Source organism: Streptomyces sp. BR123 (assembly GCF_013401435.1).
GTDB lineage: Bacteria > Actinomycetota > Actinomycetes > Streptomycetales > Streptomycetaceae > Streptomyces.
In genome coordinates, this window is the sequence record NZ_JACBGN010000085.1 from 1 (window position 1) to 25,258 (window position 25,258).

The 25,258-nt window shown below is 71.7% G+C and carries 23 protein-coding genes; 10 read left to right on the forward strand and 13 right to left on the reverse strand.

What is annotated here, in order from left to right:
• Window positions 1–129: 129 nt before the first annotated feature.
• Both HYE82_RS15915 and HYE82_RS15920 read left to right on the forward strand, forming a co-directional pair.
• Window positions 130–798: a hypothetical protein gene (locus HYE82_RS15915; RefSeq protein WP_179174722.1), complete on the forward strand. Its 669-nt coding sequence runs from the start codon at window positions 130–132 to the stop codon at window positions 796–798.
• Between the two features lie 57 nt (window positions 799–855).
• Window positions 856–1,365, forward strand: a complete 510-nt coding sequence (locus HYE82_RS15920; RefSeq protein WP_179174723.1) for a hypothetical protein — start codon at window positions 856–858, stop codon at window positions 1,363–1,365.
• 174 nt (window positions 1,366–1,539) lie between these two features.
• Here the strand turns inward: HYE82_RS15920 and HYE82_RS15925 are convergent, their stop codons facing one another.
• Both HYE82_RS15925 and HYE82_RS15930 read right to left on the reverse strand, forming a co-directional pair.
• A complete protein-coding gene (locus HYE82_RS15925) occupies window positions 1,540–2,580 on the reverse strand; it encodes a vWA domain-containing protein (RefSeq protein WP_179174724.1) in 1,041 nt (346 codons plus the stop codon).
• A gap of 122 nt (window positions 2,581–2,702) precedes the next feature.
• A complete protein-coding gene (locus tag HYE82_RS15930) occupies window positions 2,703–3,470 on the reverse strand; it encodes a DeoR/GlpR family DNA-binding transcription regulator (RefSeq protein ID WP_179174725.1) in 768 nt (255 codons plus the stop codon).
• Between the two features lie 171 nt (window positions 3,471–3,641).
• On the opposite strand from HYE82_RS15930, the gene HYE82_RS15935 reads away from it, so the two are divergent.
• Entirely contained in the window at window positions 3,642–4,874 is a 1,233-nt protein-coding gene (locus HYE82_RS15935; protein ID WP_179174726.1) for a sugar MFS transporter, read from the forward strand.
• 25 nt (window positions 4,875–4,899) lie between these two features.
• Window positions 4,900–5,502: an HAD family phosphatase gene (locus tag HYE82_RS15940; RefSeq protein ID WP_179174727.1), complete on the forward strand. Its 603-nt coding sequence runs from the start codon at window positions 4,900–4,902 to the stop codon at window positions 5,500–5,502.
• Window positions 5,503–5,643: 141 nt separating this feature from the next.
• On the opposite strand, the gene HYE82_RS15945 is transcribed toward HYE82_RS15940, so the two are convergent.
• From HYE82_RS15945 to HYE82_RS39275, 4 genes are all read right to left on the reverse strand, one after another.
• On the reverse strand, window positions 5,644–7,398 hold the full coding sequence (locus HYE82_RS15945) for a serine/threonine-protein kinase (RefSeq protein WP_179174728.1): 1,755 nt from the start codon (window positions 7,396–7,398) through the stop codon (window positions 5,644–5,646).
• A 367-nt stretch (window positions 7,399–7,765) separates the two neighbouring features.
• Window positions 7,766–7,948, reverse strand: a complete 183-nt coding sequence (locus tag HYE82_RS39520) for a DUF5958 family protein (protein ID WP_369009810.1) — start codon at window positions 7,946–7,948, stop codon at window positions 7,766–7,768.
• Between the two features lie 232 nt (window positions 7,949–8,180).
• Window positions 8,181–9,731, reverse strand: coding sequence for an FAD-binding oxidoreductase (locus HYE82_RS15950; RefSeq protein ID WP_218782676.1), 1,551 nt, complete (start codon window positions 9,729–9,731; stop codon window positions 8,181–8,183).
• 246 nt (window positions 9,732–9,977) lie between these two features.
• On the reverse strand, window positions 9,978–10,508 hold the full coding sequence (locus HYE82_RS39275; RefSeq protein ID WP_309144335.1) for a GNAT family N-acetyltransferase: 531 nt from the start codon (window positions 10,506–10,508) through the stop codon (window positions 9,978–9,980).
• 783 nt (window positions 10,509–11,291) lie between these two features.
• Here HYE82_RS39275 and HYE82_RS15960 point away from each other — a divergent pair.
• The gene (locus HYE82_RS15960) at window positions 11,292–11,642 is read left to right on the forward strand and encodes a MerR family transcriptional regulator (RefSeq protein WP_179174731.1); all 351 of its coding nucleotides are present in this window, start codon (window positions 11,292–11,294) and stop codon (window positions 11,640–11,642) included.
• Window positions 11,643–11,882: 240 nt separating this feature from the next.
• On the forward strand, window positions 11,883–12,086 hold the full coding sequence (locus HYE82_RS15965; protein ID WP_179174732.1) for a cold-shock protein: 204 nt from the start codon (window positions 11,883–11,885) through the stop codon (window positions 12,084–12,086).
• 314 nt (window positions 12,087–12,400) lie between these two features.
• Here the strand turns inward: HYE82_RS15965 and HYE82_RS15970 are convergent, their stop codons facing one another.
• A complete protein-coding gene (locus HYE82_RS15970) occupies window positions 12,401–13,321 on the reverse strand; it encodes a TIGR03620 family F420-dependent LLM class oxidoreductase (protein WP_179174733.1) in 921 nt (306 codons plus the stop codon).
• A 125-nt stretch (window positions 13,322–13,446) separates the two neighbouring features.
• On the opposite strand from HYE82_RS15970, the gene HYE82_RS15975 reads away from it, so the two are divergent.
• Entirely contained in the window at window positions 13,447–14,151 is a 705-nt protein-coding gene (locus HYE82_RS15975) for a TetR/AcrR family transcriptional regulator (RefSeq protein WP_179174734.1), read from the forward strand.
• Window positions 14,152–14,527: 376 nt separating this feature from the next.
• Here the strand turns inward: HYE82_RS15975 and HYE82_RS38995 are convergent, their stop codons facing one another.
• The 3 genes from HYE82_RS38995 to HYE82_RS15990 form a co-directional block, all read right to left on the reverse strand.
• Entirely contained in the window at window positions 14,528–17,752 is a 3,225-nt protein-coding gene (locus tag HYE82_RS38995) for a tetratricopeptide repeat protein (RefSeq protein ID WP_179174735.1), read from the reverse strand.
• Complete coding sequence (locus tag HYE82_RS15985) at window positions 17,745–18,203, reverse strand: hypothetical protein (protein ID WP_179174736.1); 459 nt, start codon at window positions 18,201–18,203, stop codon at window positions 17,745–17,747. The genes HYE82_RS38995 and HYE82_RS15985 overlap by 8 nt, the downstream gene beginning before the upstream one ends.
• A gap of 373 nt (window positions 18,204–18,576) precedes the next feature.
• The gene (locus HYE82_RS15990) at window positions 18,577–19,428 is read right to left on the reverse strand and encodes an SDR family NAD(P)-dependent oxidoreductase (protein WP_179174737.1); all 852 of its coding nucleotides are present in this window, start codon (window positions 19,426–19,428) and stop codon (window positions 18,577–18,579) included.
• A gap of 159 nt (window positions 19,429–19,587) precedes the next feature.
• Between HYE82_RS15990 and HYE82_RS15995 the strand changes: the two genes are divergently transcribed.
• Window positions 19,588–20,142, forward strand: a complete 555-nt coding sequence (locus HYE82_RS15995) for a CGNR zinc finger domain-containing protein (protein ID WP_309144336.1) — start codon at window positions 19,588–19,590, stop codon at window positions 20,140–20,142.
• 222 nt (window positions 20,143–20,364) lie between these two features.
• Here the strand turns inward: HYE82_RS15995 and HYE82_RS16000 are convergent, their stop codons facing one another.
• Entirely contained in the window at window positions 20,365–20,805 is a 441-nt protein-coding gene (locus tag HYE82_RS16000; RefSeq protein ID WP_179174739.1) for a nuclear transport factor 2 family protein, read from the reverse strand.
• Window positions 20,806–20,845: 40 nt separating this feature from the next.
• Window positions 20,846–21,454, reverse strand: coding sequence for an NAD(P)H:quinone oxidoreductase (gene wrbA / locus HYE82_RS16005; protein ID WP_179174740.1), 609 nt, complete (start codon window positions 21,452–21,454; stop codon window positions 20,846–20,848).
• 151 nt (window positions 21,455–21,605) lie between these two features.
• On the opposite strand from wrbA, the gene sigJ reads away from it, so the two are divergent.
• Complete coding sequence (sigJ, locus tag HYE82_RS16010) at window positions 21,606–22,541, forward strand: RNA polymerase sigma factor SigJ (RefSeq protein ID WP_179174741.1); 936 nt, start codon at window positions 21,606–21,608, stop codon at window positions 22,539–22,541.
• A gap of 273 nt (window positions 22,542–22,814) precedes the next feature.
• Here the strand turns inward: sigJ and HYE82_RS16015 are convergent, their stop codons facing one another.
• Window positions 22,815–23,621, reverse strand: coding sequence for a TetR/AcrR family transcriptional regulator (locus HYE82_RS16015; protein WP_179174742.1), 807 nt, complete (start codon window positions 23,619–23,621; stop codon window positions 22,815–22,817).
• A 179-nt stretch (window positions 23,622–23,800) separates the two neighbouring features.
• On the opposite strand from HYE82_RS16015, the gene HYE82_RS16020 reads away from it, so the two are divergent.
• On the forward strand, window positions 23,801–25,258 hold a 1,458-nt coding region (locus HYE82_RS16020), incomplete at its 3' end, for an MFS transporter (RefSeq protein WP_179174743.1).

A 25,258-nucleotide genomic window follows, 5' to 3' on the forward strand; every position in this document is an offset into this window, starting at 1 on the left:
ACCCCCACCCCTCCCTCTGTCCACTCTCTGTCGACTCCCCCGCGAATACAAGACTGCAATTTTTGCGGTCAAACGTGGACACTCATTCCCGGGCGGCGGCCGGTGCCGCCCTCCACCGGGAGGATTCTCATGGCCGACATCCGGGATCCGCACGGCAGCCTGCACCGCATGCTGTGGATCGGAGGCGCGCAGTGGTCCGGCAAGACCACCGTTGCGGAGCTCATCGCTCACCACCATGGACTGACGGTGTATCACTACGACTACCACGACGCTCGTGGCCATCAGGACCGCCGGATCGCGCGGCGGCTGGCCCAGGGCGCGCCAGTGGCGGACCCGACCCCCGACCAGGTCTGGTCGGACCGGAGCCCGGAGGAGATGGCCGCCGAGACACTGGCCGGCTTCCCGGTCCGTTTCGGGTGGGCGCTGGACGACCTGTCCGCACTGTTCACCGCCCGCCCGGCGATCGCCGAGGGCTGGGGACTGCGACCAGAGCTGGTCTCGCCGCTGCTCGACTCACCCCGGCGGATGGTCGTCCTCGTCCCCACCGAGGACTTCCGGCAACACCAGATCCGCACCCTCCCCCGCGCGGGCGCTCTCGGTGTCCCGGTCAGCGACCCGGCCCGCGCCCAGGCCAACCGCATCGCTCGCGACCGCCTGGTGGCCGAGGACGCGGCACGGAACGCCCGCCGCCTCGGCATCCGCGTCATCGAGGTCGACGGCACTCGCGACGCGTCGGCGGTGGCGTCAACGGTGGCCGAGCAGTTCGCCCCCTACCTACGGGCGCCGGCGGCCGCATGACCCGCGGGCCGTAGTCTGCGGAGGTACGGATGCCGTCGACAGACTGGAGAACTGGCCGTGGCCGCGACCGGCATCGAATTCCTGGCCTCCTTCATCACGACCGGGCGCCTTCACGGCATCGGCATCGGCTCCCCACTCGGCGAGGTCGACCGGGCCCTGCAGCACCACTGTGTCGAGGTCGTCGGCGAGGGCGGCGCCTCGCTGCGCCGCGACTACGGGTTCGTCGAGTTCTACTTCAACCCCGGCGAGGAGTGGGTGATGTCCGGAGGGTCGATCGAGCTGCACCGTCTCGCGAACGCCCCCGAGCCGGCGGCGCGGTGGAGCGGGAGCACGGGCGTCGAGTTCGCCCCGTACACCGCCTGGGCGGACGTGCGGCAGGCGCTCTCCAACGTCGCTCCGGTTCCGGAGTTCACCGTCACCGACCAGGGCGGTTTCCTGGAGTACCGGGCGGAGGCGTCCTGTGTCTCCGTCCTCGTCGTGGACGACGAGGAGGAGGAGAGGGGTTACCACGTGGGGCACGGGGACGTGTGGAGCGTCAGCCTGTGGGCACCCGTACGGGCGAACTGACACCGGTACCGTGCGCGGTGAGGGGGCCCGTGCCGACCGGCCCGACACCGGCGGCCGCTTCCCCACGGACCCGCGTCGCCGCCGCGGCGACCGCAGGGGACGGCACCGGTGCCCGGGGGCGCGGCCCCCTCGGCATTCAGGTGTTCCGTCAACCCTCACTGCCCGGCAGAAACGTCACACCATCAGCAGGAGCCGGGTCTGGGGGACGAGCTTGCGGTTCACGCTGGTGCTCTGCACGAAGATGGTGAAGTCGTCGTTGTGGTCGGGCTTGACGCGGATCTCCGCGTCCGGCAGGCCGAGCAGGGCGCGGGCCGCCGGTCCCGTGTACACCTTGTCCGTCTTCTTCTCCAGCACCGCGATCTGCTTGCGCGCCTGGATCTTCTCCGACTTGCTCAGCTGGTAGAAAGCGGAGCCGTTCTTGAACGTGTGCCCGCATTCGACGACCCATTCGCGGATGGCTGCTTCCCGGGCCACCGGAATCAGCTCGTAACCCGACGGGTCCACCGCGGTGAGGCCGGCCGCCTTGATGGTGGCCTCGTTGACCGCGTCCCCGCCCGCGGAGAAAACCGCCTTCGAGCCGCGGATTCCCTTGGTGCGGCCCACCATGAATTTCTCGGTGGCCTCCCGTATCACCTCGCCGGCTTCTTCCAGGCCCTGGGTGCTCGTGGCGTCCCAGACGGCGATGTTGTCCTTCGGGAAGCCGCACTGCATGGCCTCGCGCTTGCCCGTCTGGTCGGGTACGAGGACGGCCAGCGTCCAGTTGTCGTCCTGGGTCTCGATCATCTTGGCCACTGCCTGCACCAGGGCCCGCCGGCTCTTGGAGGGCGCGTCCGGGCAGCGGTGGCTCGCGTTCTCCTGGCCGTCGGTCAGCACGAACGTCAGGAAGCTGTGGTCGCCGTACAGTTGGGCGGTCTGTGCCAGCTCCCGCTGCGACTTCAGCGTGGCCGCCAGCAGGGCCGTCATTCCCCCGACCCGGTAGAGCTGCCGCAAGGACGGCATGCGCAGCACGTCCTTGTCGTAGATGATGCACTCGACGTCGTCCGAGAATACGTAGACCGTGACGCGGGTTTCCTGGTCCAATTCCCTCGAACGGCGGGCCAGGTATTCGATCTGGCGGTCGGCGACTTCCACGACCTTGCCGTTCAGGTGCGACATCGACGAACTGGCGTCCAGCACAAGGGCAACGTGGTTGATGTAGTTCTGGTTTCCGGACACGACCGCTCCCCGTCATCTTCTTTCCGAACCGATGTCCCTACTTTGTCACCCGCCACTGACAATCGGCCCCGGCTCCCGGCTCCCGGCCCGGCCCCCGGCTGTCACGGGAAGCCGGGCGCGGTTCAGCCGTCCGCCGGATGGACCACCTCCGCGCCGCGCTCCCGCAGGGCCTCGACCGCGGGGGAGTCGGCGGGGGCGTCCGTGACGACGATGGCGATCTCCTCCACGGTGCAGATCCGCCCGAGTGCGGCGCGGCCGAGCTTGTCGGCGGTCGCGACGAGGACCACGCGCTGGGCCGAGGCGACCGCGGCCCGCTTCACCTGAACGTCGTCGAGGTTGTAGGCGGTGGCGCCGTGTACCGGGTCGATGCCGCAGCAGCCGAGGACGAACGTGTCGAAGCAGAGGTCGCGGAAAGTCTCCACGGGGGTCTGCCCGTAGAAGGACAGCTCCTCGGGGCGCACCTGGCCGCCGGGCAGGACGAGCCGGACGCCGGGCTGCGCGGAGAGGGCGAACGCGGCGTGCAGTGAGAGGGGGGAGACGGTGAACTGCCGGCCGGCCATGGCCTTGGCGACGGCCACGGCGGTGGTGCCGGTGTCCAGGGCCACGGTCTCGCCGTCGGTGAGCAGCTCGACCACGGCGCGGGCCAGCCGCTCCTTCGCCTGCGCCCCGGACATGGCCCGGATGGAGTAGGGCGGCTCGACGCCGCCGGGCAGGGCGCTCACGGCGCCCCCGCGGACCCGGCGGAGCGCGCCCCGGGACTCCAGGACCTCCAGGTCCCGGCGGACGGTCATTTCGGACGCCCCGGTGGCCTGGGCCAGCTCGGCGACGGTCGCGCGGTTCTGCTGCATGAGCAGTCCCACCACGAGCTTGTGCCTCTCCATCACGTTCATGTGTCTGCTTTTAGCACAGGGCGAGCACGCCACGAGTCCCGCCCTGAGCGTTACGAACATCAAGACTGTTGAAACAAACATTGTGCGTGCGTACTGTGTGCGAAACGGTGTGAACCTCACGCCCTTGTGAACGTGAAGCATGTTCATTCGACTACGGACGATGAGGAGACCATGTCCGCCACCCGTGGGGGCCGGCCGCCGGAAGCGGCAAGGCCCCTCCTCACCACCCTCGCGATCGTCGCCTCGTGCGTGGCGTTCGTCGTCATCGGCGCCCTCCAGGCGCTGTACGGCCCCGCGATCCCGGCCCTGCGGGAGGAGTACGGCATCAGCCCGGCCGTCGCCGGCCTCAGCCTCAGCGCCCACTTCGTCGGCGCGCTCCTCGGAGTGTTGATCTACCACGTGCTGCGCGACCGCCTGAACAAGCGCGTGCTGCTCGGCGGCTCGTACGTGCTGATGGCCGCCGGGTCCGCCGCCTTCGCTTTCTCACCGAGCTGGATCCCGGCCCTCGCCGGCACCCTCGTCATCGGCCTCGGTTTCGGCGGCATCGACTACGGCCTCAACCAGCTGTTCGCCGTCGGCTTCGGCCACCGCAGCACCGCCATGCTCAACCTGCTCAACGGGCACTTCGGCATCGGAGCCATCGCCGGCCCCGCCTTGATCGGATGGCTCGGCGCGGAGAACTACCCGGGCATCTTCCTCGGCGTCGGGGTGCTCGGCTTGCTGATCCTCCTCACGCTGGGCGGCGTCGCCGCCCGCGGTGGCGCCCCCGCCCCCGCCCCGGCCGGGGGCGCCACCGCGGGCGGAGCACGGGTCATGCCGATCATCGCGGCGTTCATCGGCATCTACGTGCTGCACGTCGCCATCGAGACCGGCGTCGGCGGCTGGGAACCCACCCATCTGGAGGCCGTCGGCTACGGCGCCGCCACCGCCGCCACCGCAACCTCCGCCTACTGGGCGGCCATGACCATCGGCCGCTTCGTCGTCGCCCCGCTCAGCCTGCGCTGCTCCGCCCCCTCCATCCTGATCGTCTGCTGCGCGGGCATGGCCGGCTTCCTGCTCCTGGCCACCGTCCCGGCCTTCGCCCCGTACGCGTACTTCGGCGTCGGCCTGATGATCGCGCCGATCTTCCCCACCTGCCTGCCCTGGCTCAACCGGGCCGTTCCCGGCGTGGCCGCGGCCGGCGCGTACGTCATCGCCGCCTCGATGATCGGCGGTGTCGCCTTCCCCCCGCTGCTCGGCGGGGCCATCGACACGACGGAGGTGAAGACGGTGCCGCTGGTGCTGTTCGTCCTCGCCGTCGCCTGCGGCGTCCTGAGCCTCTGGCTGCGCCGCAACGCCCCCGACCCCGGCGGTGTGCCCGACCGCCGCGGCGCGGGCCGCCCGGAAGCCGTCACCGCACCGTGAACCCCGGAAAGCGAGGAAACCGAGGATGAAAGCCGTCCTCTTCGACATGTTCGGCGTCATCGCACGCCTCCAGTCACCCCGGTCCCGGGCCGCGCTCCAGGCCCTCGCCGGCGGCGACCCCGACCGCTTCTGGGAGGCGTACTGGTCGCAACGCACCCCCTACGACCGCGGCGACGTCACCGGCCCCGCCTACTGGCAGGGCGTCTGCGCCGCCCTCGGCATCACCACCGACGAACGCCTGACACGGGACCTGATCGCCGCCGACCTGGCCGGCTGGAGCGAGGTGGACGACCGCGCCGTCGCCCTGCTCGCCGACCTCGCCGACCGCGGGGTCGTCCTCGGACTCCTCTCCAACATCCCCGAGGAGCTGGCCGCCCGGTACGAGGCCACCCAGCCCTGGCTCGACAGGTTCGCCGTACGCGGCCTCTCCTGCCGGATCGGCAGCACCAAGCCCGAACCCGCGGCCTACGAGTGGTGCCTGCGCGAACTCGGACTGCCCCCCGAGGAGGTCCTGTTCGTCGACGACCGGGAGGACAACGTCCGCGCCGCCGGCGAACTCGGTCTGCACGGGCACCTGTTCACCACCCCCGACGAACTGCGGACCGTCCTGGAGGCGGAACTGCCGTGACCGCGACGCCGCAGCTCGCGCCAGGATCCGGTCCGGACCGCCGCCACGCCGTCCTGTGCGGCCGAAGGGGTCCGGGACACAGCCGCAGGCCCCCTCCTCGTCCTTCCGCTCTCCAACGACGGGCAGGCGTCTCGTCAGACCTCAGTCCTTGCGGGCCGCTCCCCGCCATACCGTGACGTCCAGGACGGCGTACGTGCTGGGGTCGCCCTTCGGTGACCTGCCCTTGTAGGTGATCAGCGCGATGCTCCCGCTTTCCGTCGTCACGCATACGCGACCTCCCTCCGGGACCGCCTCGACGGGGATGCGGGTGGTGTAGCGGGTCTCCTGGCGACAGGCCTGGAGGGAGCCGTCGGAGCCGCTGTCGAGCCGGGCGAGTTTGGCGCCGAAGGTGGCGATTTCGCAGCTGCCGGATCCGCACGAGTAGAAGACGTCGTCCTTCCTGTGCTCGACGGGCTCCGGTGGGGTGTCGGCGAACTCCAAGTGGTAGTTCGATGCGAGTTTGATGTCCGTGTACGTCTCGGGCTGAGGGTCGGGCCGAGGCGTTGCCTTGGCGGAAGCGCTCGCGCCACCGCCGCCGGCGGCGATGCGGTCGTCGGTCTCGCGGGAAAGCACGTTGATCACGGCTCCGCAGCCGGCGAGGAGCAGGAGCAGCCCTGCGAAGACGGATACCAGGATGACGGTTGCGCGGCTGCGGCTGCGGGGGCGTGCGGGCGGCGGGACGGACGGGTAACCGGCGCCGGGCACGGGGCTCGCCGGATGGACGTTCTGCGGAGGATACGGCGGACCGTAACCCTCGGGCGGGCCGTACCCCTGGTTGAGTCCCACAGACGGGGCCTGGTACTGCCCGACGGGCTGCGGAGATCCGCTGGGGCGCGATACCGCAGGAGCGGCGGCCGGTGCTGCCGGCGGCGGGTCGGCGGCGGGCCGTGGCGTCGGCGGGGCAAGTGCGAAGTCCGGTGCGGTCGGTACCGGGTCGGGTACCGGGGCCGGTACCGGTGGGCGTTCGGCGATGCCCGCCGCGAGTCCGGCGGGCAGCCAGTCCTCGGGCCGGCGCAACTGGGTCTCGTCCGCGGCGGCACGGCACAGGCCGAGGATTTCGCTCAACGAGGCCCGGCCGGCAGGGTCCTTGACGAGGCAGCGCGAGACGAGAGTCCGCAGTTCGGCGGGGAGCCCGCTCAGATCGGGTTCCTCGTGGACGATCCGGTAGAGCACCCCGTGCGAGGGGCCTTCGCCGTACGCGGGTGCGCCCAGAGCGGCGTACGCAGCCACCTGCCCGAGGGCGAACACGTCCGTGGCTCCGCTGATCTCCCCGCCTGCGGCCTGCTCCGGAGCCATGAAGGAGGGTGTTCCGACGGCGACCCCGCTGGCGGTCAGCGATGTCGCGTCGGCGGCCCGTGCGATGCCGAAGTCGATGACGCGGGGGCCGTCCGAGGCGAGCAGCACATTGGACGGTTTGAGGTCGCGGTGCACGATGCCGGCGCCGTGGATGACCTGCAGGGCCTCTGCGATCCCGGCGACGAGCATCAGAACGGTCCCGGCCGGGAGGCGGCCGTGCTCCGCCACCGCCGCGGCGACGGTGGGCCCCGGTATGTAGGCGGTGGCCAGCCAGGGAGTCGGCCCGTCGACATCGCTGTCGATGACGGGTGCGGTGTACAGACCCTGCACCCGCTGGGCTGCGCTGACTTCGCGACGGAACCTTCGCCGAAATTCGGGGTCCTCGGCGAACTCGGGCCGGATCACCTTGACGGCAACGGCCCGGCCCCCGGGCGTGTGGGACAGATACACCTTGCCCATGCCGCCCGCGCCCAGCCTGGCGGCGATCCGGTAGCCGGCGACCATCGGCGGATCGTCCGCGTCCAGCGCCTGGAAGATCCCGCCTGCCACGGAACCGCTCATCACATCACCCCGTCGCTTTCAACCTTGCACGCCAGCCTATGCGGCGGTGGTGGCGGCCTGCAGAAGCCCCCGGCCGTCCGCGAACCACGTCCCGCGGCCCCCTCAGTCCGGCCGGTGCCGAGCAACGTCCCGGCTTCCTCACCGCTGTGGCCGTGATCGACCCCATGGAGAGCGGTCACGGGCCGCCTCGGCCACCGGGCGTCGCCGGGCACGGACCACCCCGCACGTCCTGGTGACACGCTTGACCGAACACCGGAGAACCGGCCGGCACGCCCCGCATCCGGTGACAGCCCGGCCCCGGTCGGCCTGTTGCCGCGAGCCCTGCGCTCCCCGTGTGGCGGGGGCCGGAGCCGGGGGTGGCCGCCGCTCACCGCTGCTCGGCTTCCGCCGGTGTCGAGGGCAGGTTGTGCCATGGCTGTCCGCAGGTGCCCTTGCAGTGCGTCAATCTGCGGCGGGTGTAGGCGACAGCGAACACGGAGACGAGGACGCGGAACGCCGTGATGTGTTCGTCTGCGGGGAGGCCTGCGCATCCGTAGCGCGGGGGGTCCAAGCAGACCTTGGGGCGCGCCCGCGAAGCCGCGTACGTCGGGCGGCTGCCGGAACAGCGCGCAGCCCCCGCATCCCGGCCGCGTCCTCCCCGTCCCTGGCGGCCGACGGGATCTGCTGCGGATCACTGCCCGGACCAGGGGCGACGCCCCCCCCCGGCGGCATGCGGGGTGCGCGCAGGCGTCGGACTGCTGTGAGACGGACGGCCTCGTCTGATGGGAAACCTCGCCGTTCGCTCAACGCGTGCCGATCGCTTGCTGGTAGTCGAAGAAGCCGGTCGGGTCGTATTTCCGCTTCACCTCGACCAGACGGGGGTAGTTCCTGCCGTAGTAGGCCTCCCGCCAGTTCTCCAGTGTCGGGTCGGGGAAGTTCTGGTACGCGCCTTCGGGCGACCTGCCGCCGAAGATGTCGTCGTAGAACTGCTTGAGCCAGTGGAGGTTGGCTTCGGCGACGCCGGGGAGGTCGTGGTCCGCCCAGGAGGTCTCGGCGGCGAAGACGAAGAGGTCGTCTCGGTGCACGAACGCGGTCGCGTTCGGCGGTACCCGGTTGATTTCGCCGCCGAGGGCGAACATCGCGAACCCTGCTCCGTCCTCGTTCCCGCTGCCGGGCCAGTCCAGCAGGCGCTCGGCTGCCGCGCTGACCTGTTGATCGGTCAAGAGAGTGCGGGAGTCCAGGATCGCCGATTTGGTGGCGAAGCGTTCGATCGGTGTGGTGGCGCTCAGCAGTACGCTCGCCTCACCGGGCGTGACCTGACGAACGGACGCGCTGTTGCGGGCGCGTTCCTCGGCCGTGCCGATGTCGAGCAGCGGGTCGAGGACGGCACGCAGTTCGCCGACAGTGCCGTAGAACTGGCCGATGGCGTTGACGTTGGCGTTCGCACGGACCTGCGTCCTGGTCCTGCCGTGGGTACCGATGCCCAGACGCAGATGGAACCGCCTGTCGCCCACGGTGTCCTGGGCGATGTGCTGCGCGGCGGCGATCACCGGCAGTACGGAGTCCAGGCTCCAGCGGAGCTGGTAGAAGCCCACGGTGCCCTCGAACTGCTCGTACTGGAAGGTGAACGAGGTGTGGACACCGAAGTTGTTGCCGGCTCCCCCGCGGCATGCCCAGAACAGATCGGGGTGCGCATCCTTGTCGGCCCTGACCGTGCGTCCGTCGGCGAGCACGACGGTCGTGGCAATGAGCCGGTCGCAGGTCAGGCCGAACATCTTGTCGCTGAAGCCGATGCCGCCGCCAAGGACCAGCCCTGCGACCCCGACGCTGGGGCAGCGACCCGTCGGCACGAACATGCCGTGGTCCTCCAACAGCGGATGCAGGTCGCCGTTGGTGACGCCGGCCCCCACGGTGACGGTACCGGCGTCGTGCACGACCTTCATCGGCCCGTAGACCCGAGAGCGGGCAGCCCGGTCCGGCATCGGAGTGGAGACGAGGCTGTTCATGCGGGCCATGTTCAGCAGCAGGCCCGTGGTGGTCGAATACCCGGCGTAGTTGTGCCCCAGCCCGGAGCGCGGCACGGCGGGCAGCCCTACCGCGCGAGCCCAGCGGATCGCTTCGGACACGTCCTCGGTGGTCGCGCAGGCGACGATGCCGGCAGGCTGAATCCCGGCGTACCTGTGGTTGTACGGCAAGGCGAGCGACGGGTATACGGAGCCGTGCGGCCGGTAGAGGGTAGCGCCGGGCGACAGCGCACCGGCCAACCGCTTCCAGTCGCGAGCGTCAACCAGCCCTGCTGCCTCAGCTGCCCCAGCCGGACTCTCCGATGCCTGCAGCCCCAGCGCCCCGCCCATACTGCCCAGCACACCGGCCCGCAGCACGTTCCGCCTGTCGATCACAGTGACCTACCCTCACGCAGGGGTCGCAGACTCTCCCTGCGACCCCATCGGCCAGTTCATTGATCGTCGACCGGTGCCGTCCCGATCGGCTGCCCCCTCGCCGGGCGCACGACACGAAAGGACGAGGGACGCCCTGCCGAACAGCTCAGACGCACACCCCGGGCTGTCGGTGTGCGTGTGCCGAGCCGCCCTCGGCAGGCTTCAGCAGGGACGTTCGTATTCGAGTTGGGCGAGCGGGTTGCCGTCGCCGAAGTCGAGGGCGCGTTCACGGCCCGATTCGGAGAAGCCGCACTTGGCGTAGAAGCGGCGGGACCGGGGGGTGTCGCGGAGCGTCCACAGATGGACCTGCGGGAAGCCGGCGTTCCGCAGGTGGCGCAGCGTCTCGGCCATCAGGACGGCGGCCACGCCGCTGCCCCAGCCGTCGGGGTGGCCGTAGAAGCTGTAGATCTCCGCGAGGCCGCGCCGGCTCGCGGACGGGACGGCGTAGGACATGGCGAGGGGGCGGCCGTCGAGGGCGGCGAGCAGGATCGTTTCCGGGCCGTCCGTGATGCGTGCGTGCCAGCGACCGCGCCTGTCGCGGACGCCGTCGGCGGCGAACTCGGGCGAGAAGAAGGGGGCGTAGGCCGCAGCCCAGGCAGCGGCGTGGATCTCACCGAGGGCGTCCCCGTCCTGTGGGACCGCGCGACGAACTTCGATCATCCTGTGAGCGTAGCGGGCGGCGCCCCGAACCACTCTGCGCCGGCGGGCGCCGGCGCCCGCAGCAGGCAGGCGCAGGCAGTGCGCGCCCCTCGCTGCAGCACTCCGGCTCGCCCAGAGGGGTGCAGGCGCCGGGACCGGCAGCGGGCAGCCGGCCGTTCCGTGGTCGGCCCGCGCACCGCCAGGGGAGCGGCGACCGAGTGGCCGAGCCCGATGTCTTCCACGTCGCCAGGCGAAAAACTGTTGCGGCCGCAGTAGACATTGAACGGTGGTGTGGGTATGTTTTCCCTCGTAGCCAGAGAGAACGAAGACCTGGCAGAGACGAACTGCTGGGCGGCAGGATCTGCAGTTGCCGTGCAGTTGCAGCGTGCAGGACGGTGCGGTGGTGGAGTTTCGAAGCCAGAGCGGTTGAAGGTCGGCGACGGGACTGACGACCGGACCGGGTGGCCCGCAGTGATCAGGGGCGACCGTGAGCAGTACCGCAGTGGCATGACCGACAAGTTCAGTTCGCAGTACCCAGCAGTGAAGTCGGTGAGCAGCAACCAGTCGATCAACGAGGGAAGAACGGAGGAACGGAGCGCCATCAGGATCGCCCGGGCGGAAGTCTGAAGTCTGAGTCCGGGTACCGCAGGACATCGATAGTGAGGTGGTCTCCGGTCAAGCATTCGCGATCCCCGCAGCCCCGACAGCATTCCGGTCGGGCCGGCGGACACAGAAGGCCGACGCAGGATCAGGGTCGGCAGATGGTGTAGCAGTTCCTTCGGGGCCCTGGTGCCATTGGCGCCAGGGCCCCTCGACGCGTTCCGCGAAAGAGGTTCAATGGCAGCAGAGAAACCGACGGGCCCGCTCGACGGCCACCTGGACGACGACGACTACCCCGCCTACACCATGGGCCGGGCCGCCGAAATGCTCGGCACCACCCAGGGCTTCCTCCGCGCCCTCGGAGAAGCCCGCCTCATCACCCCGCTCCGTTCCGTTGGCGGGCACCGCCGCTACTCCCGCTACCAGCTGCGGATCGCCGCCCGGGCCCGGGAAATCGTCGACCAGGGCACGCCGATCGAGGCCGCCTGCCGGATCGTCATCCTGGAGGACCAGCTTGCAGAGGCGCAGCGGTTCAACGCCGAATACCGCCGCGCTGCCGAAGGAGTGAATCCACCACCCGCATCCTGAGGCGGTCTGCTGCCGCCGGGCCAGGCGGGAGGCGCAACACCGGCGTGACGCGCCCCCGTTTTCCTGTGGTGACCGAGTGTGCGGGCGTGTACCGTCTGGGTCAGCTGTCGTGGTTCGGACGTTGCCGTTGCCCACGCCGAAGGCGTGGGCGTTTTGCTGTGCTGTGCCGCAGGAACCAGGGCGATCACCTCCGCCTTCCGCACGTTGCGGGGAGGCGTTCAACGACTGGAAGGCATGGATATGGCCACGGGAACTGTGAAGTGGTTCAACGCGGAAAAGGGCTTCGGCTTCATCGCGCAGGACGGTGGCGGCCCGGACGTCTTCGCTCACTACTCGGCGATCAACTCCTCGGGTTACCGCGAGCTCCAGGAGGGCCAGACCGTGACGTTCGACGTCACCCAGGGCCAGAAGGGCCCGCAGGCGGAGAACATCAATCTGGCCTGACCCTCTCCACCACCGCCCCCGGACTCGCAGCCACCGCGCCCGAAGCGTAAGGCGGCTCGCACGGCAAACGAGCACGCATGGCGCGGGCGGCGGTCGGGCGCAGGGAGAACGAGATCGGGGCCGCGCAGCTTCTGCCGCGCGGCCCCGATCTGTGCCAGGGCCGGCGTAAGAGACGATGGGCGGCAATCAGGCAGTGTGTTCTGCCCGCGCCTGGGCGGCCGCCCGCGCCGTCTTCCGGTAGCTGGATGCGGTGTCGTTGGCCGAACGTTCATCCCCGGCCCTCGGCCGCTCCGGGGGCGTCCGGTGGGTCAGCGTCAGCCGCGCGGAAGCAGCGCCGGGGCCAGCTCCCGCCACTGCGGCATCGGCAGGGCCGCCGGGTCGGCGGTCAGCACTTGCAGGCAGACGTGGTCGGCGCCGGCGTCGAGATGGCCCCGGACGCGTTCCCGCACCGCGTCGATGTCTCCGTACGCGGTGATGGCGTCGACCAGCCGTCTGCTCGGGCCGCCGATGATGTCGTCGTCGCCGAAGCCGAGGCGACGCACGTTCGCCTCCTGGTGGGGTGCAGAGGAGACGTACCCGGCGACGTGCGCGGTGGCCAGTTCGCGGGCCCGCGCGCGGTCCGTGTCCAGGACCACGGCCTGCTCGACGCCGAGGAAGGCGTCCGGGCCCATGATCTCGCGGGCCCCGGCGGTGTGTTCGACCGACACGAAGTACGGGTGGGCGCCCCAGGTGCGTTCGCCGGCGAGCCGCAGCATCCTCGGGCCCAGTGCGGCCAGTACCCGGCGCGGCGTCGGGTCGGGGACGGGGCCGTGGGCCGGGACCGCGTCCATCGCATCCAGATATCCGCGCATGGTGGACACCGCCCTGCCCCGGGCCGGCATCGGGTAGCCGTCGTGGTGGTGGACCGTGTCGTCGACCCGGTGTCCGCCCAGTCCCAGCAGATAGCGGCCGGGGAACGCCTCGCCGAGGGTGCGCTCCGCGGTCGCCATGGCGATCGGGTCCCGGAAGGCGATGTTGGCGATCCCCGAGGCGATCACGATGCGCCGGGTCGCCGACAGCAGCAGCCAGCCCTGCCCGACGGTGTCGCGTCCGAACGCCTCTCCGTACCAGATGGCTCCGTAGCCCAACTCCTCGATCTCCGCGGCGGCTTCGCGGACCCGCCTGGCGGGCTGCCCTTCGAAGGCGAAGGTCCAGATCCCGACCCGGCCCAGCGCACCCCGTGCGTCGCGTGTCATCACATGCTCCCTGGACGAACGTACCGGAGACCCTCTCCGCTTCCGCTCCGATACGATACGGAGAAGCTCTCCGCTTGGCTACCCCGGCCCCCGCCGCGATGCGAGCGGTGGGGGAGGAGGACACGATGACGCCCGCACACAGCCGGCCCGGGCCCGAGTTGCCGCGCCGCTCGGACGCGCGCCGCAACCGCGAGCGCCTGGTCGACGCCGCCCGTGCCGTCTTCGCCGAGTCCGGCCCCGAGGCGTCGCTCAACGAGATCGCCCAGCGCGCGGGCGTCGGACCCGGCACCCTCTACCGGAACTTCCCCAACCGCCGGACCCTGCTGGCGGCGGTGCTCAGGGACCGGATCGACACGCTGTGCGGGCATGCCGAGCAACTGCTGACCGCCGACTCCGCTGACCGGGCGCTCGCCGAGTGGCTGCACGCCTTCCTGGAACACGCCCGGATCAACCAGGGGCTGGGCGGTTCCCTGCTGCTCGACGAACCGGAGACGCTGGCTCTGGACTGCCATCGCCGGATCGAGGACGCGGCCGCCGCACTGCTCGTCCGGGCCCAGCGCTCGGGGACCGCCCGGGCCGATCTGGCCCCCGGTGACCTCATCCAGCTGGTGGTGGGGGTCGCGCTGGCCACGGTGCGCGTCGAGGACGCCGCCCAGCCAGGCCGGCTGCTCGGGCTGGCCCTCGACGCGGTGCACGCGGGGCCCCGTCCCGCTGACCGGCCGACGGGGCGTCACCGGGCCGACCGGTCGGGGCAGCCGTGCGCTTCGGAACCTCAAGCGTCCTGCGACGACCAGCGCAGTTCCCACGGCGACCCACCGGACACCCCCTAGACATGCCCGACCCGCCCTCGCCGGAAGAGATCGAACCGCCCCACACCCGCCCGCAGCCGGACGCGCGACCAGCTCACCGCCTGGGGCGTGCCGTGGCCCCCGCACCGCCGGACCCCGGCCGACTTCGCACAGGAGACGCTCGACTTCGGCTGCCCCCACGACAGCGGGCCGGACGGGAACACCCCGTCCGGCCCGGACGATCCCACTGGCGCGCGAGACCGCCACCAGAGCCGGAGCCCTGTCACGGGGCCGGCTCTCGGCGTACCGGAGCGCACCGTCTGTCCGGCGGTGGACGCCTGACGTGTGGCTACCCGGTCCCCGGTCGGCGTCGACTGGAGTTGTGCCTTCCGGCAGGGAAGGGCTGTCCTTCGGCCGGCTATCCTCGTCGCCATGGCCACCGGCCGTAGCGCGTTCGTCGGCTTGTGCTGATCTCCCGCAGCCGGGACAACAGCCGGGCCGAGTCGTCCCGCGCGGCCCCGTGTGCCTCGGGGTGGTGCAGGGCGAGTCGTTCGCGCAGGGACAGCGCTTCCTCGGCTGCGGCCAGGGCTTCCTCCGTGCGGCCGACGGCGAGGTACGCGCGGGCCAGTCCGTCGAGGCTCCGCGCCAGGTGGGGCGCCTGTTCGGCGGTACCGGTGTCGCCGGGCGGACGGCGCAGCTCGGCGACCGAGCGCTCCAGGGGGTCCAGGGCATCGGCCGGACGCCCCGCCAGCATCCGGCAGAGACCGAGGGTGAACAGCGATCTGGCCGCCATAAGCCCGTGGACGGCCGGTTCGGCTCCGGCCAGGCGCTGCCAGAGGGCTGCTGTCTCCTCCGCGGCGGGCAGCGCCTCGTGCGGTCTGCCCGAAACCAGCAAGGCGATGCAGAGGTTGTTGAGGCACCGCCCCAGTTCGGTCTCGTGGGCCGACGGGTTGGCCTGTGCCAGTCGGCGCAGCATCGCCACCGCCCGGACCGACAGCTCCAGCCCCTCGGCCGGACGCCCCGTCCGGACCCGGTTCAGGCCCAGGTTCCCCAGGGCGGTCGCGAGCGCGCGCTCGTGCGCCGCGGGGCAATCCTGCCAGAGCCGGGTGCGCAGGGCGACGGCCTCCTCGGTCTGTGCCAGCGCCTCCGCCGGGCGGCCGACCTCCGCCAGCCACTGGCCCCGATTGTCCAGGGCCTGCGCGAGCAGCGGCTCGTGCGCGGCGGGATTGGCCTCGGTCAGGCGTCGCAGCACGGCGGTCTCCTGCTCGTTCGCGGCCAGCGCCTCCTCCCACCGGCCGGCCTCCGCCAGGTCCGCGCCGAGGCCGCACAGGGCGGCGGCGTAGCCGCGTTCGTGAGCGGCGGGGTTCCTGCGGGCAAGGCGGGAGAAGACCTCGACCGCCTCTCCCGAGGCCGCCAGTGCCTCGGTCCGGCGGCCGAGCGCAGCGAGGTCCCGGGCGAGGTTGATGAGGATGTCGGCGAGGTCGGGTTCGTAGGTCTCCGGGTGCGCGGCGGCAAGGCGGCGCCGGATGTCCAGGCACTCGGCGGTGGCCTCCAGGGCCTCGGCCCGGCGGCCCTCGACTGCCAGCCAGGTGCCGAGGTTGTGCAGGGCGGAGGCGAGATGGCGATCGTTCTCCTCCGGGTCCGCCCCGGCCGCCGGGCGCAGGAGTGCCAGGGCCTCGGAAAGCACCTGTCCGGCCTCGGCGCGGCGGCCGGCTTCGGCGAGCCAGAGGCCGAGATTGCCGAGCGCTTGCGGCAGGCCTGTGGCGTCGGACGAGAAGTCGGCCCATTCGCGCCAGTGGGCCACCGCCCGCTCGCTCGCCGCGAGGGCTTCGCCGGTCCGTCCCTGCCGCCAGAGGTAGTTGCCGAGGCCGTTCAAGGCGTTGGCCAGGTGGGGCGTGAAGCCCGCCCGTAACGTCGAGACGGCCCTCTCCCAGTCCGCGACCGACTGTTCCATCGCGTCGACGGCCAGGTCGTACCGGCCGGCGTGCGAGTGACGGACGGCGATCTGGGAGCGGATGAGCGCCCTCAGCACGGGCCGCTGGGCTTCGTCCTCCAGGGGCGTTTCGACGAGCACCTGCTCGCCGACACGGGCCGTCAGGGCGGCCATGCCCACGTCCAGGTCGACGTGGCGGCGGTCGGGGAAGTGCTCGGAGATGGCCTGGCCCAGTGGCGTGTCCAGGTCCCTGAGCCGGGCGATGCCGGACAGCGCGGCACTGCCGGCGTCGACCGCGAGCCGGGGGTCCGTGCGCAGCAGCGGCTGGAGGTGGCCGGCCGTGACGTGCGGCCAGCGCTCGGCAGCCGCCGTCAGGAAGGTGACCGCCCGCGCGGTCCATGCGGGAGCACGGCCGTCGTGGTCGCGGTGGAGGAGGACCCGGACAGCATCCGCTGCCCACGGCGCGGGCGGGTAGTCGCCGTGGTGCCCCGGGAGGGTGAGGGCGATGAAGTCCTCGGCGAGGCGGTCGGGGTACAGGGGCTCCAGCACCACCGCCCCGTCCTGGCCGTGTGCGGAACCCTCCGGCGGGTAGCAGACGGCGTGGTCGCCGCAGACCCGGTCTACGGCACCGATGCCGAGCGCCTCCAGTACGGCGGTACCGGCGGCGCGGGGGAGCGGGCCGGTGAGTGCCGCCGCGAAGACGGCGTGCCGCATCACGTCGGGCGGGGTCCCGTACGTGCGCCTCGCCGGACCCAGTTCGTGGGTGCCGTCGCCGAAGAGCCGGGCCCAGTGGGAGTGCTCCCGGTCCAGGAGGTACATGGTCAGGTGCGCAGCGGCCCCTTCGGGCGGCGGCAGGCCGGCGGCATGGGCGTCGACGGCGACCAGCGCGGCCATGTGGACGGTCAGGGTGAGGCCGAAGTCCGGGTGGTCGAGACCGCCGGGGACGGGGACGGCCGCCGGGTCACCGATTCCGTAGCGGTTCGCGAAGGCGCGGCGCGCCGCCGCGAACATCTGCTGCCGTCCTGCGCCCCCCTCGGGATCCAGCGGCTCCAGGTACCGGCTGGAGGTGCCTGCCTGCTGATTGGTGAGGGAGGCCCGCAGGGCGGGCCACGCATCCGCGGTGCGCGCGAGCAGCAGGACCCTGGCCCGCACCCCGGACCGGTGCAGGAGCGCGTTGCTGAGCAGCCACGCCAGGTGGGTCTGGGGCCAGCGGTCGGCGTAGTCGACGATCAGCAGCACGCCGGCCGACCCGTCCGGGCGGAGGTCCTGGCTGCCGGGCTGCGGCAGTACGCTGCCCGGGCCGTGGGTGGCCGTCACCACCTTCCAGCCGGCGTCGACCGCCTCGGCCGCGAAGCGGGCAGCGAGCCGGGACTTTCCCTGCCCGCCAGGGCCGTGCAGCCAGCGGGCGGCGAGCCGGGGCCCGTCACGGCACCAGCGGTGCAGATCGGCCAGCTCGTCCTGTCGGCCGGTGAACTCGACGACGGCGAAACGGGCGTTGAGCATCCGGCTCGGCAGCTCGCGGAGGAACTCCGGGTCGACGTCCGGAGCGGGACGCCACTCCTCCAGTACGTAGAGCGGCACCCCGTCGCCGAAGACGTGGACGGAGGCGCCGATCACCCCGTAGGCGAATCCGCCGACAGCCGTGATGGTCTGCCGGACGGACGGGGGAGTGTCGGGCTGCCCGGCCCCCGGCATGCCCTGCTCACCCACGGTCCGCCTGCGCGGCTTCACCGTCCGCCGGGGTGGCGGGGCCGGCATGGTAGTGGATGTCCCCGCCCTGCACGCCGAACGCCGTGCCCCGGCCGTGCGCGGTGACGTGCTGCACCCAGCCGGCTTCACCCTGCGGCAGGGCCGGGCGTATCTCCTCCAGCAGGGCCTGCAGTTCCCCCGCCGCCGCCGGGTTCTCGCGGAGGAAGGCGACCAGTCTGCGGTTCCAGACGGGGACGAGGTCCCGACGCACGCCGGGACCGTCGGACTCGCTCAGGAGCAGTTCGGCGTCGGCGTCCAACTGGTTCTCGACGGCCGCCTGCCGGGGTGGCTCGCCCCGGCCCAGGAGCCTGGCCGTCCCGGTCCGGGCCGTTTCCCAGGCGTCGGTGGCCATCGCGGCCACCACGGTCGTGGCACCGGACAGGGCAAGAGCCGCAAGGGTCTGGTCCAGCACAGGATCTCCTCCACAACGAGAGCACGGACGGTGTCGACTCCTGCAATCCGTCAGGACAACGCGCGGGAGCCCCGAAAGGATCCCGGGCCTGCGGCCGGCGCAGCCGTACGCGCAGGTTCCGGGGCCCGCAGTATGCCCTCGACATGACGGATCGTCGACCGGTCCGGGCGACCGGTCCGGGCGACCGGTCCGACGCCGCCGGGCCTTGGTGGAACCGGCCCTGACAGCCTGGCTCCGGGCCCGGACCGCACGCGCACTCGCCTTGTCTCCTCGACGCGATCCCCTGCGCCGACCGCACGGGCATCCCCTGCCGCCACCTTCCGCACGGCTGACCGCCCCGCCGACCGGCCTGGCCCACTTCGCCCGGTGGCGCTTACTGCCTGTCCACGCCGTCGGTCACACCCTGCCAGCTGTCCAGGTCCGCGATCCGTGCCTGCAGAGCGGGGCGCATGCCCGTCGCGCTGGAGGCGCCGAGGGCCAGGCGCAGCGGAGGGTTGGGGCTGTCGACTGCGGTCCGGATGCCTGCGGCGATCCGCGCCGCGGCGGAGAACGCGGATGCCGGCAGCTCTCCGATTGCCTTCTGGACCTCGCGGACGGTCTGGTCGTAGTCGCCGAGGCCGGCTGCGACATCGAGGTTGGCGAGGAAGGGGGTCGCGGTCATCCCGGGCTGGATGATCGTGACCTTGATGCCGAGCGGTGCGACCTCGGCCGCGAGCGCGTCCGACAGCCCCTCGACCGCGTACTTGGTGGCGGCCAGCAGGCCCACGCCGGGATGGGCGGACTGCCCGTAGACCGACGAGCCCTGGAGGATGTGCCCGGACCGCTGGGCGCGGAGCACCGGCAGCGTTGCGCGGAGCACGTTGAGCACTCCGAAGACATTGGTGTCGAACACGGCACGGACCTGCGTGTCGGAGGCCTCCTCGACCGCTCCGAACAGCCCGTATCCCGCGTTGTTGGCCACGACGTCGATACGGCCGAACCGGGCGAGCGTGCCTTCCACTGCGTCCCGGACGGCTCGCTCGTCACGTACGTCCGCCCGGGTGAGAAGCAGGCGCTCACCGTGCACGTGCGCCAGTTCGTCCAGGGGGGAGGTGTCGCGGGCGAGGGCCGAGACGGTGTCGCCGTTCTCCAGTGCCTGGAGCGTCAGTTCGCGGCCGATGCCGGACGTCGCGCCGGTGATCAGCCAGGTGCGGACGGGGGTCTGGTGGTTGGGAGTTCCATTCATGTTGCGACCGTAAGACGTTAGCTCGCAACGAGTCAAGCTAGATCGACTGGACGGTTGCTCACTAGCTGGATTAGAGCGCTCGCTCTGATGTATCGTGGGAGGGTGATCACTACGGCAGCCGGATCCCCCAGACCCAGCCCGCGCACCGTCACGCCGACGGTGGAGACCGTTCTCGCGTTCGTGAACACGCGCGCGGACGGATCCGGTCGCCGGGAGTTGTTCGGGGACGGGGACTCGTTCGCGGCGTGGCTGGCGGAGCGCGACGAGTTCGGTGGCGAAACCGTGGCGACCGACGCTGACGCCGCGGTCGCGCGCGAGCTGCGTGACGCCCTGGTGACCGTGCTGCTCGCGCACTCGGGCGATGAGGAAAGTCTGGGTGAGCCGCTGCTGCGTGCCGAGCGGCACCTGCGACGTGTGGGTTCGCTCTACCCGCTGGCGACGGTGGTCACGGCCGGCGGCGTGGAGCTGGTCTCGCCGCAGGCGGGGGTGCCGCGCGTGTTCGGAACCGTACTGGCTGCGGTGACGACGTTCGCGCAGAGCAGCGACTGGGGGCGCATCAAGGCGTGCCGGAACCCCCCCTGCCATTTCGGCTTCTTCGACCGCACCCGCAACGGGGGAGGGCTGTACTGCAGTACCGGCTGCGGCTCCCAGGTGTCCATGCGCAAACACCGCCAGCGGCAGCGGCACGGCAGTGGTGCGCCGTCCGAGGCGTGAGACCGCCCTTCAGTGAGAAAGGGCAGAGCTCGTGACGAGACACCCACCGCACCGAAGAAGCGGGAACCGTGCACTTCTGTGCATGAGTGACAGTGTGCCGATGACCGAAGCACGGGCGAAGTTCGGCTCGCTCGTCCCCGCGCTTCCCACGCGAAGGCAACACGCATCACCCCCCGGACCGGCCTGCCGGGCCGGTCACGGGTGGTCCGCACCGGCTGGGTATCAGGCGGGCCGGTCCTTGTCGGAGGGGAGCCAGACCCGCATGGTCGCCGGGTCGATCGGAATCGAGATGTGCTCGTGCGTGATCGACCATGTGCCGTTCGACCGCCGGAGACAGACGCTCTCCCGTACCCATATCGACGCCTGGAGCCCGCCCTCGCGTTCTCCCGAGTCCAGGTGGAGCATGTGCGCGAATGCGGTGTCCCCGCTGGTCGCGAGGGTGAGGTCGTGCGTCTCCAGGCTGATGGGGCCGACGTATCCGTCGAACCAGCGCAGGAAGTTCCGGCGGATCTCGTCCGTTCCGGTGAACCGCAGCGGGGGGACGACGTCGTAGTAGACGGCGTCGGCGGCGTAGAAGGACATGAGCCGGTCGATGTCCTTCGTCTGCTGGGCGTCCGCGCGGCTCGCCAGGAGCGCCCGGATCTCGGACTCGCGGGTGGTCATCGCGTACTCCTTCGGTCGTGGTGTGTTCTGAGGGACGGGATCAGGCGGCGCGGCCGGCCTTCAGCGCGGCGGCGACACCGACGACACGGCGGGCCCGGTGGCGAGCTGCCTGCAGGCTCACCTCGCCGGGCCGCCCTTCGCCCGCCACGTGCGAAGCGCCGTAGGGGTTGCCCGACGTGAACTGGATCGGGTCGGTGTAGCCGGGGGGCACGATGACGCCGCCCCAGTGGTAGAAGGTGTTGCCGAGCGCCAGCAGGGTGGCTTCCTGGCCCCCGTGGGCACTGTTGGAGGCGGTGAAGGCCGAATACACCTTGTCCGCGAGCTTGCCCTCGAACCACAGGGGCCCGGTGCTGTCGATGAACTGCCGCAGCTGCGCGGCCGGATTGCCGAAACGGGTCGGTGTGCCGACCAACACCGCGGCCGCCCACTCCAGGTCGCCGTGCCCGGCCTCGGTGACATCGGCGGTGTCCTCCCGGTGCCCGGCCCAGGCCGGATGGGCGTCGACCGCCTCGGGCGGGGCCGTCTCGGCGACCTTGCGGAGCCGGACGTACGCGCCGGCCTTCTCGGCGCCCTCGACGGCGGCTCGCGCCAGGGCATGCACATTGCCGCTGGTGCTGTAGTAGATGACGGCGACGTTCACGGGCTCCATGCCGGTGTACCTCCGTTTGCTTCCGTCGCGTTCCGTTGCCGGGTACGACGAGACGGCCCGGCGGAATGTCAGGCGGGGCGCGATCTCACAATCCGGGGCGTTGTCCCGTCGTACAGGTGAGGGAAGAGCCGACCGGGGGAGCCGCGAGACCATGACGACCACTTCGACCGCGCCGGAAGACGGCCGGCCCGGCCCGGCCCCGAGCGCGGTCACGGGTGAACGCCGCCGACTGATCAACCTGGCCTACCGGATGCTGGGCTCCTTGGCCGAGGCCGAGGACGTCGTCCAGGAGACCTACGCCCGCTGGTACGCGATGTCCGGGCGGCAGCAGGAGGCGGTGGCGTCCCCCGGCGGCTGGCTGACCAAGGTCGCCGGCCGCATCTGCCTCGACGTCCTCCGCTCGGCACGAGCCCGGCGGGAACGTTACGTGGGGGAATGGGTCCCCGAGCCGCTGCCCGCGCGCACCGAGTGGCCCGCCGGCGCGACGGACGGCAGCACCGCCGATCCGGCCGACCGCATCACGCTCGACGAGTCGGTCGGCATGGCCTTCCTCGTCGTGCTCGAATCGATGACCCCTGCCGAACGGGTGGCGTTCGTCCTCCACGACGTCTTCCGCTACCCCTTCTCCGAAGTAGCGGACATCGTCGGCCGTACCCCGGCGGCCTGTCGCCAGTTGGCGTCCTCGGCCCGCCGCCGCATCGACGCCTCGCGGCCTGCTCTGCCGTCGCCGACGGGCCGGCAGGCCCGCATGGTCAGAGACTTCAAGCAGGCGTGGGAGGCCAAGGACATCAACGCCCTCATCGGCCTTCTCGACCCCGACGCCACCGCCGTCGGCGACGGCGGCGGACGCGTCACGGCCCTCCTGCACCCGATCGAGGGCGCCGAGCGCATCGCCCGCTTCTTCGCCGACCGGAGCCGCCCGGGCCAACTGGAGGTCCGGGAGTGCACCGTCAACGGCCAGCCCGGTCTGGCGGCCCACCTGGACGGGCGCGTCGTGTCCGTGTACGCGTTCGGCATCGCGGACGGCCGCATCCGACGGATCTGGGCCGTGCTCAACCCCGAGAAACTCCGGCCCTGGAGGGGCTGACGTTCCGCCCTCGCCGGCCGGCCGGCGCGCGTGTCCGAGGCCTGCAGTACTCGGCGGGCACTGGGACTGCAGGCCGAGAGAGCGAGCCGAGAGCGAGCCGAGAGCGAGCCGCGCACCTCATCGACCGTTTCGGGAGACGTGCGCAGACGCCTCGAGCAGAATCCGGGGCGTCATGCAGACCGGCCGCCGCCCGCAACGCCCCGGCCGGTGCCTTCGGGCCTGACCGGAGGAAGCGCCCAGGGCTCCGGGGTTCCTGCCCGGGGAGCCTTGGGGCTAGCGGGGGAGCCGCAGGGCCAGCCCGTCGAGTACGACCTCGAGCCCGTACGCGAACTTCGCCTCCCGCAGCGCGGCGGGATCGACGCCGGCGCCGCCCGCCCGCCCGGCGTCAGGGGCACCCGTATCCGCCTGCGCCGCCCCGCCCCCGCCGGCGTGGGCCGCCTGCTGCGCGGCCTCGTACTCGCTGTGGAGGTGCGCGTGCCCGGCCGCCGCCTCCTGCGCCGCCGGCATCAGCCGTGCGATGAACTCCGCCTCGCTCTCCCCGGACCGGGCCACCGTCGTCAGCCAGGCCGCCTCCGTCGAGCTCATCCCGATGACGTACCCGAGCAGGGTCTCGATGGCCCGGCTCGGCTCGGGGAACCCGGCCCGCGTGAAGAGCGCCGCCAGCCGCTCCGAGTACCCCATGAGGTTCGGCCCCAGGTAGGCGAGCCCGGCCTGGCCCAGTACCGACGCCAGCCACGGGTGCCGCAGGGAGGTGTGGCGGAAGGACGAGGCCGCCTCGGCGGCGGCGGCCCGCCAGTCCTCACCGCGCCCCTCGCCCCCGGGGACGCGGATCTCGCCGAACACCTCGTCCACGGCGAGTTCCATCAGCTCGTCCTTGGTGGCGACGTGCCGGTACAGGGACGTCGCGCCGGCGCCCAGGCGGGCCCCCAGCTTCCGCATGCTCAGCGCCTCGACGCCGTCCGCGTCCAGCATCGCCACCGCCTCGCGGACGATCGCGGCGCGGCTGAGCGCCGGCTGTTCGGCCGCCTCGCGCGGCCTGCGGGCCCACACGGACGGGATGGGGTTGCTCTTGCCTGCCATGGCGTCGTCGCTCCTAGGTCTTCGAGCCGCGAACCGGTGCTGCGTACACCGTGCGCATCAGCGTACAGGAGGTGCACTTGCGTACGGCGTTCCGGCATGCGTACAGTGTTCGCATCGAAGGAACGGCGTACGCAGACGCTCGCTCCGAGCCCAACTGCTCCCACCGGAGGGGAAATCCCATGGAAGCCCGCAATCCACGCCGCTGGTGGATCCTGATCGTGCTGTGCCTCAGCTCGCTGGTGCTCGTGGTCGACTCCATGGCCCTGACCGTCGCGGTCCCGTCCATGACCGCCGACCTCGGCGCGAGCGCCCAGGACACGCAGTGGATCCTGGACTCCTACATCCTGGTGTTCGCCGGCCTGCTGCTCACCTCCGGCAGCCTCGGCGACCGGTTCGGCCGCCGCCGCATCATGCTGATCGGCCTGCTGCTCTTCGGCGCCGCCTCGCTCGCGGCGACGTTCTGCACCGACCCCGGCGAAGTGATCGCCGTACGCACCGCGATGGGCATCGGCGGCGCGTTGATCATGCCCTCCACCCTCTCGATACTCATCACCGTCTTCGACGAGGACGAGCGGCCCAAGGCCATGGCCGCGTGGGGCTCCGTCTCGATGCTCGGCCTCGTCGGCAGCCCCGTCCTCGGCGGCATCCTGATCGACCACTTCTCCTGGCACTCGATCTTCCTGATCAACGTGCCCGTCGCCGCCCTCGCCATCGTCGCCGCCCTCACCCTGATGCCCGAGTCGAAGGGGGCCTGGCGCAAGCCCGACCCGCTGGGCGCCGTCCTCTCCGCCACCGGCATGACCGCCCTCGTGTGGTGGATCATCGAGATCCCGCAGCACGGCGCCTTCGGCGGCCGCTCCGCCGTCACCCTCGCCGTGGCCGTCGCCGCGCTGGTCGGCTTCGTGGTGTGGGAGAACACCACCGAAGCCCCGATGGTCCCGCTGGCCCTCTTCAAGCACCGCAACTTCAGCGGCGGCTCCCTCTCCCTGACCCTGGTCCAGATCGGCAACGGCGGCCTCCTCCTGGTCCTCACCCAGTACCTCCAGTTCGTCCTCGGCTACTCCCCCCTGAAGGCCGGTCTCGCCTTCGTGCCGCTGGCCGTGGCCGCCCTCATCGGCAATGGCGCCGGCGCCGCCCTCGCCGCCAAGGCCGGCCACCGCATCCTGATCCTGGCCGGCATGCTCGTGATGGCCTCCTCCTTCGCCCTGCTGACCACCGTCTCCGCCGACTCCGGATTCACCGCCCCCGCGGTCGCCCTCGGACTCCTCGGCCTCGGCGCCGGGCTGGCCATGCCGGCGGCGGTCGGCGCCCTGATGGGCACCATCCCCGAGGAGCAGGCCGGCGTCGGATCCGCCCTGAACGACACCATCCAGCAGGCCGGCACCGCCCTCGGCATCGCGATCCTGGGCTCGCTGCTCACCAGCGGCTACGCCGACAGGATGCCGGCCGACGCCCCCGAGCAGGCCAGGCAGTCGATCGCCGGCGCGCTGGCCGCCGCGCAGGGCGAGCCGGGCCTGGTCCACGCCGCCCGCGAGGCCTTCACCTCGGCGATGGCGACGACCTTCACGATCAGCGCGGCAGGCGTCCTGGCCGCCGCCCTCCTGGCCACCCTGGTCATGCGCCCCACCTCCAAGCCC

Excerpts from the sequence above, each read along its gene's own strand:
- HYE82_RS15915 (WP_179174722.1), top strand. The coding sequence starts at position 130 with ATGGCCGACATCCGGGATCCGCACGGCAGCCTGCACCGCATGCTGTGG.
- HYE82_RS15930 (WP_179174725.1), bottom strand. The coding sequence starts at position 3,470 with ATGAACGTGATGGAGAGGCACAAGCTCGTGGTGGGACTGCTCATGCAG.
- HYE82_RS15935 (WP_179174726.1), top strand. The coding sequence starts at position 3,642 with ATGTCCGCCACCCGTGGGGGCCGGCCGCCGGAAGCGGCAAGGCCCCTC.
- HYE82_RS15940 (WP_179174727.1), top strand. The coding sequence starts at position 4,900 with ATGAAAGCCGTCCTCTTCGACATGTTCGGCGTCATCGCACGCCTCCAG.
- HYE82_RS15945 (WP_179174728.1), bottom strand. The coding sequence starts at position 7,398 with ATGAGCGGTTCCGTGGCAGGCGGGATCTTCCAGGCGCTGGACGCGGAC.
- HYE82_RS15950 (WP_218782676.1), bottom strand. The coding sequence starts at position 9,731 with ATGGGCGGGGCGCTGGGGCTGCAGGCATCGGAGAGTCCGGCTGGGGCA.
- HYE82_RS15960 (WP_179174731.1), top strand. The coding sequence starts at position 11,292 with ATGGCAGCAGAGAAACCGACGGGCCCGCTCGACGGCCACCTGGACGAC.
- HYE82_RS15965 (WP_179174732.1), top strand. The coding sequence starts at position 11,883 with ATGGCCACGGGAACTGTGAAGTGGTTCAACGCGGAAAAGGGCTTCGGC.
- HYE82_RS15970 (WP_179174733.1), bottom strand. The coding sequence starts at position 13,321 with ATGACACGCGACGCACGGGGTGCGCTGGGCCGGGTCGGGATCTGGACC.
- HYE82_RS15975 (WP_179174734.1), top strand. The coding sequence starts at position 13,447 with ATGACGCCCGCACACAGCCGGCCCGGGCCCGAGTTGCCGCGCCGCTCG.
- HYE82_RS15990 (WP_179174737.1), bottom strand. The coding sequence starts at position 19,428 with ATGAATGGAACTCCCAACCACCAGACCCCCGTCCGCACCTGGCTGATC.
- HYE82_RS16000 (WP_179174739.1), bottom strand. The coding sequence starts at position 20,805 with ATGACCACCCGCGAGTCCGAGATCCGGGCGCTCCTGGCGAGCCGCGCG.
- wrbA (WP_179174740.1), bottom strand. The coding sequence starts at position 21,454 with ATGGAGCCCGTGAACGTCGCCGTCATCTACTACAGCACCAGCGGCAAT.
- sigJ (WP_179174741.1), top strand. The coding sequence starts at position 21,606 with ATGACGACCACTTCGACCGCGCCGGAAGACGGCCGGCCCGGCCCGGCC.
- HYE82_RS16015 (WP_179174742.1), bottom strand. The coding sequence starts at position 23,621 with ATGGCAGGCAAGAGCAACCCCATCCCGTCCGTGTGGGCCCGCAGGCCG.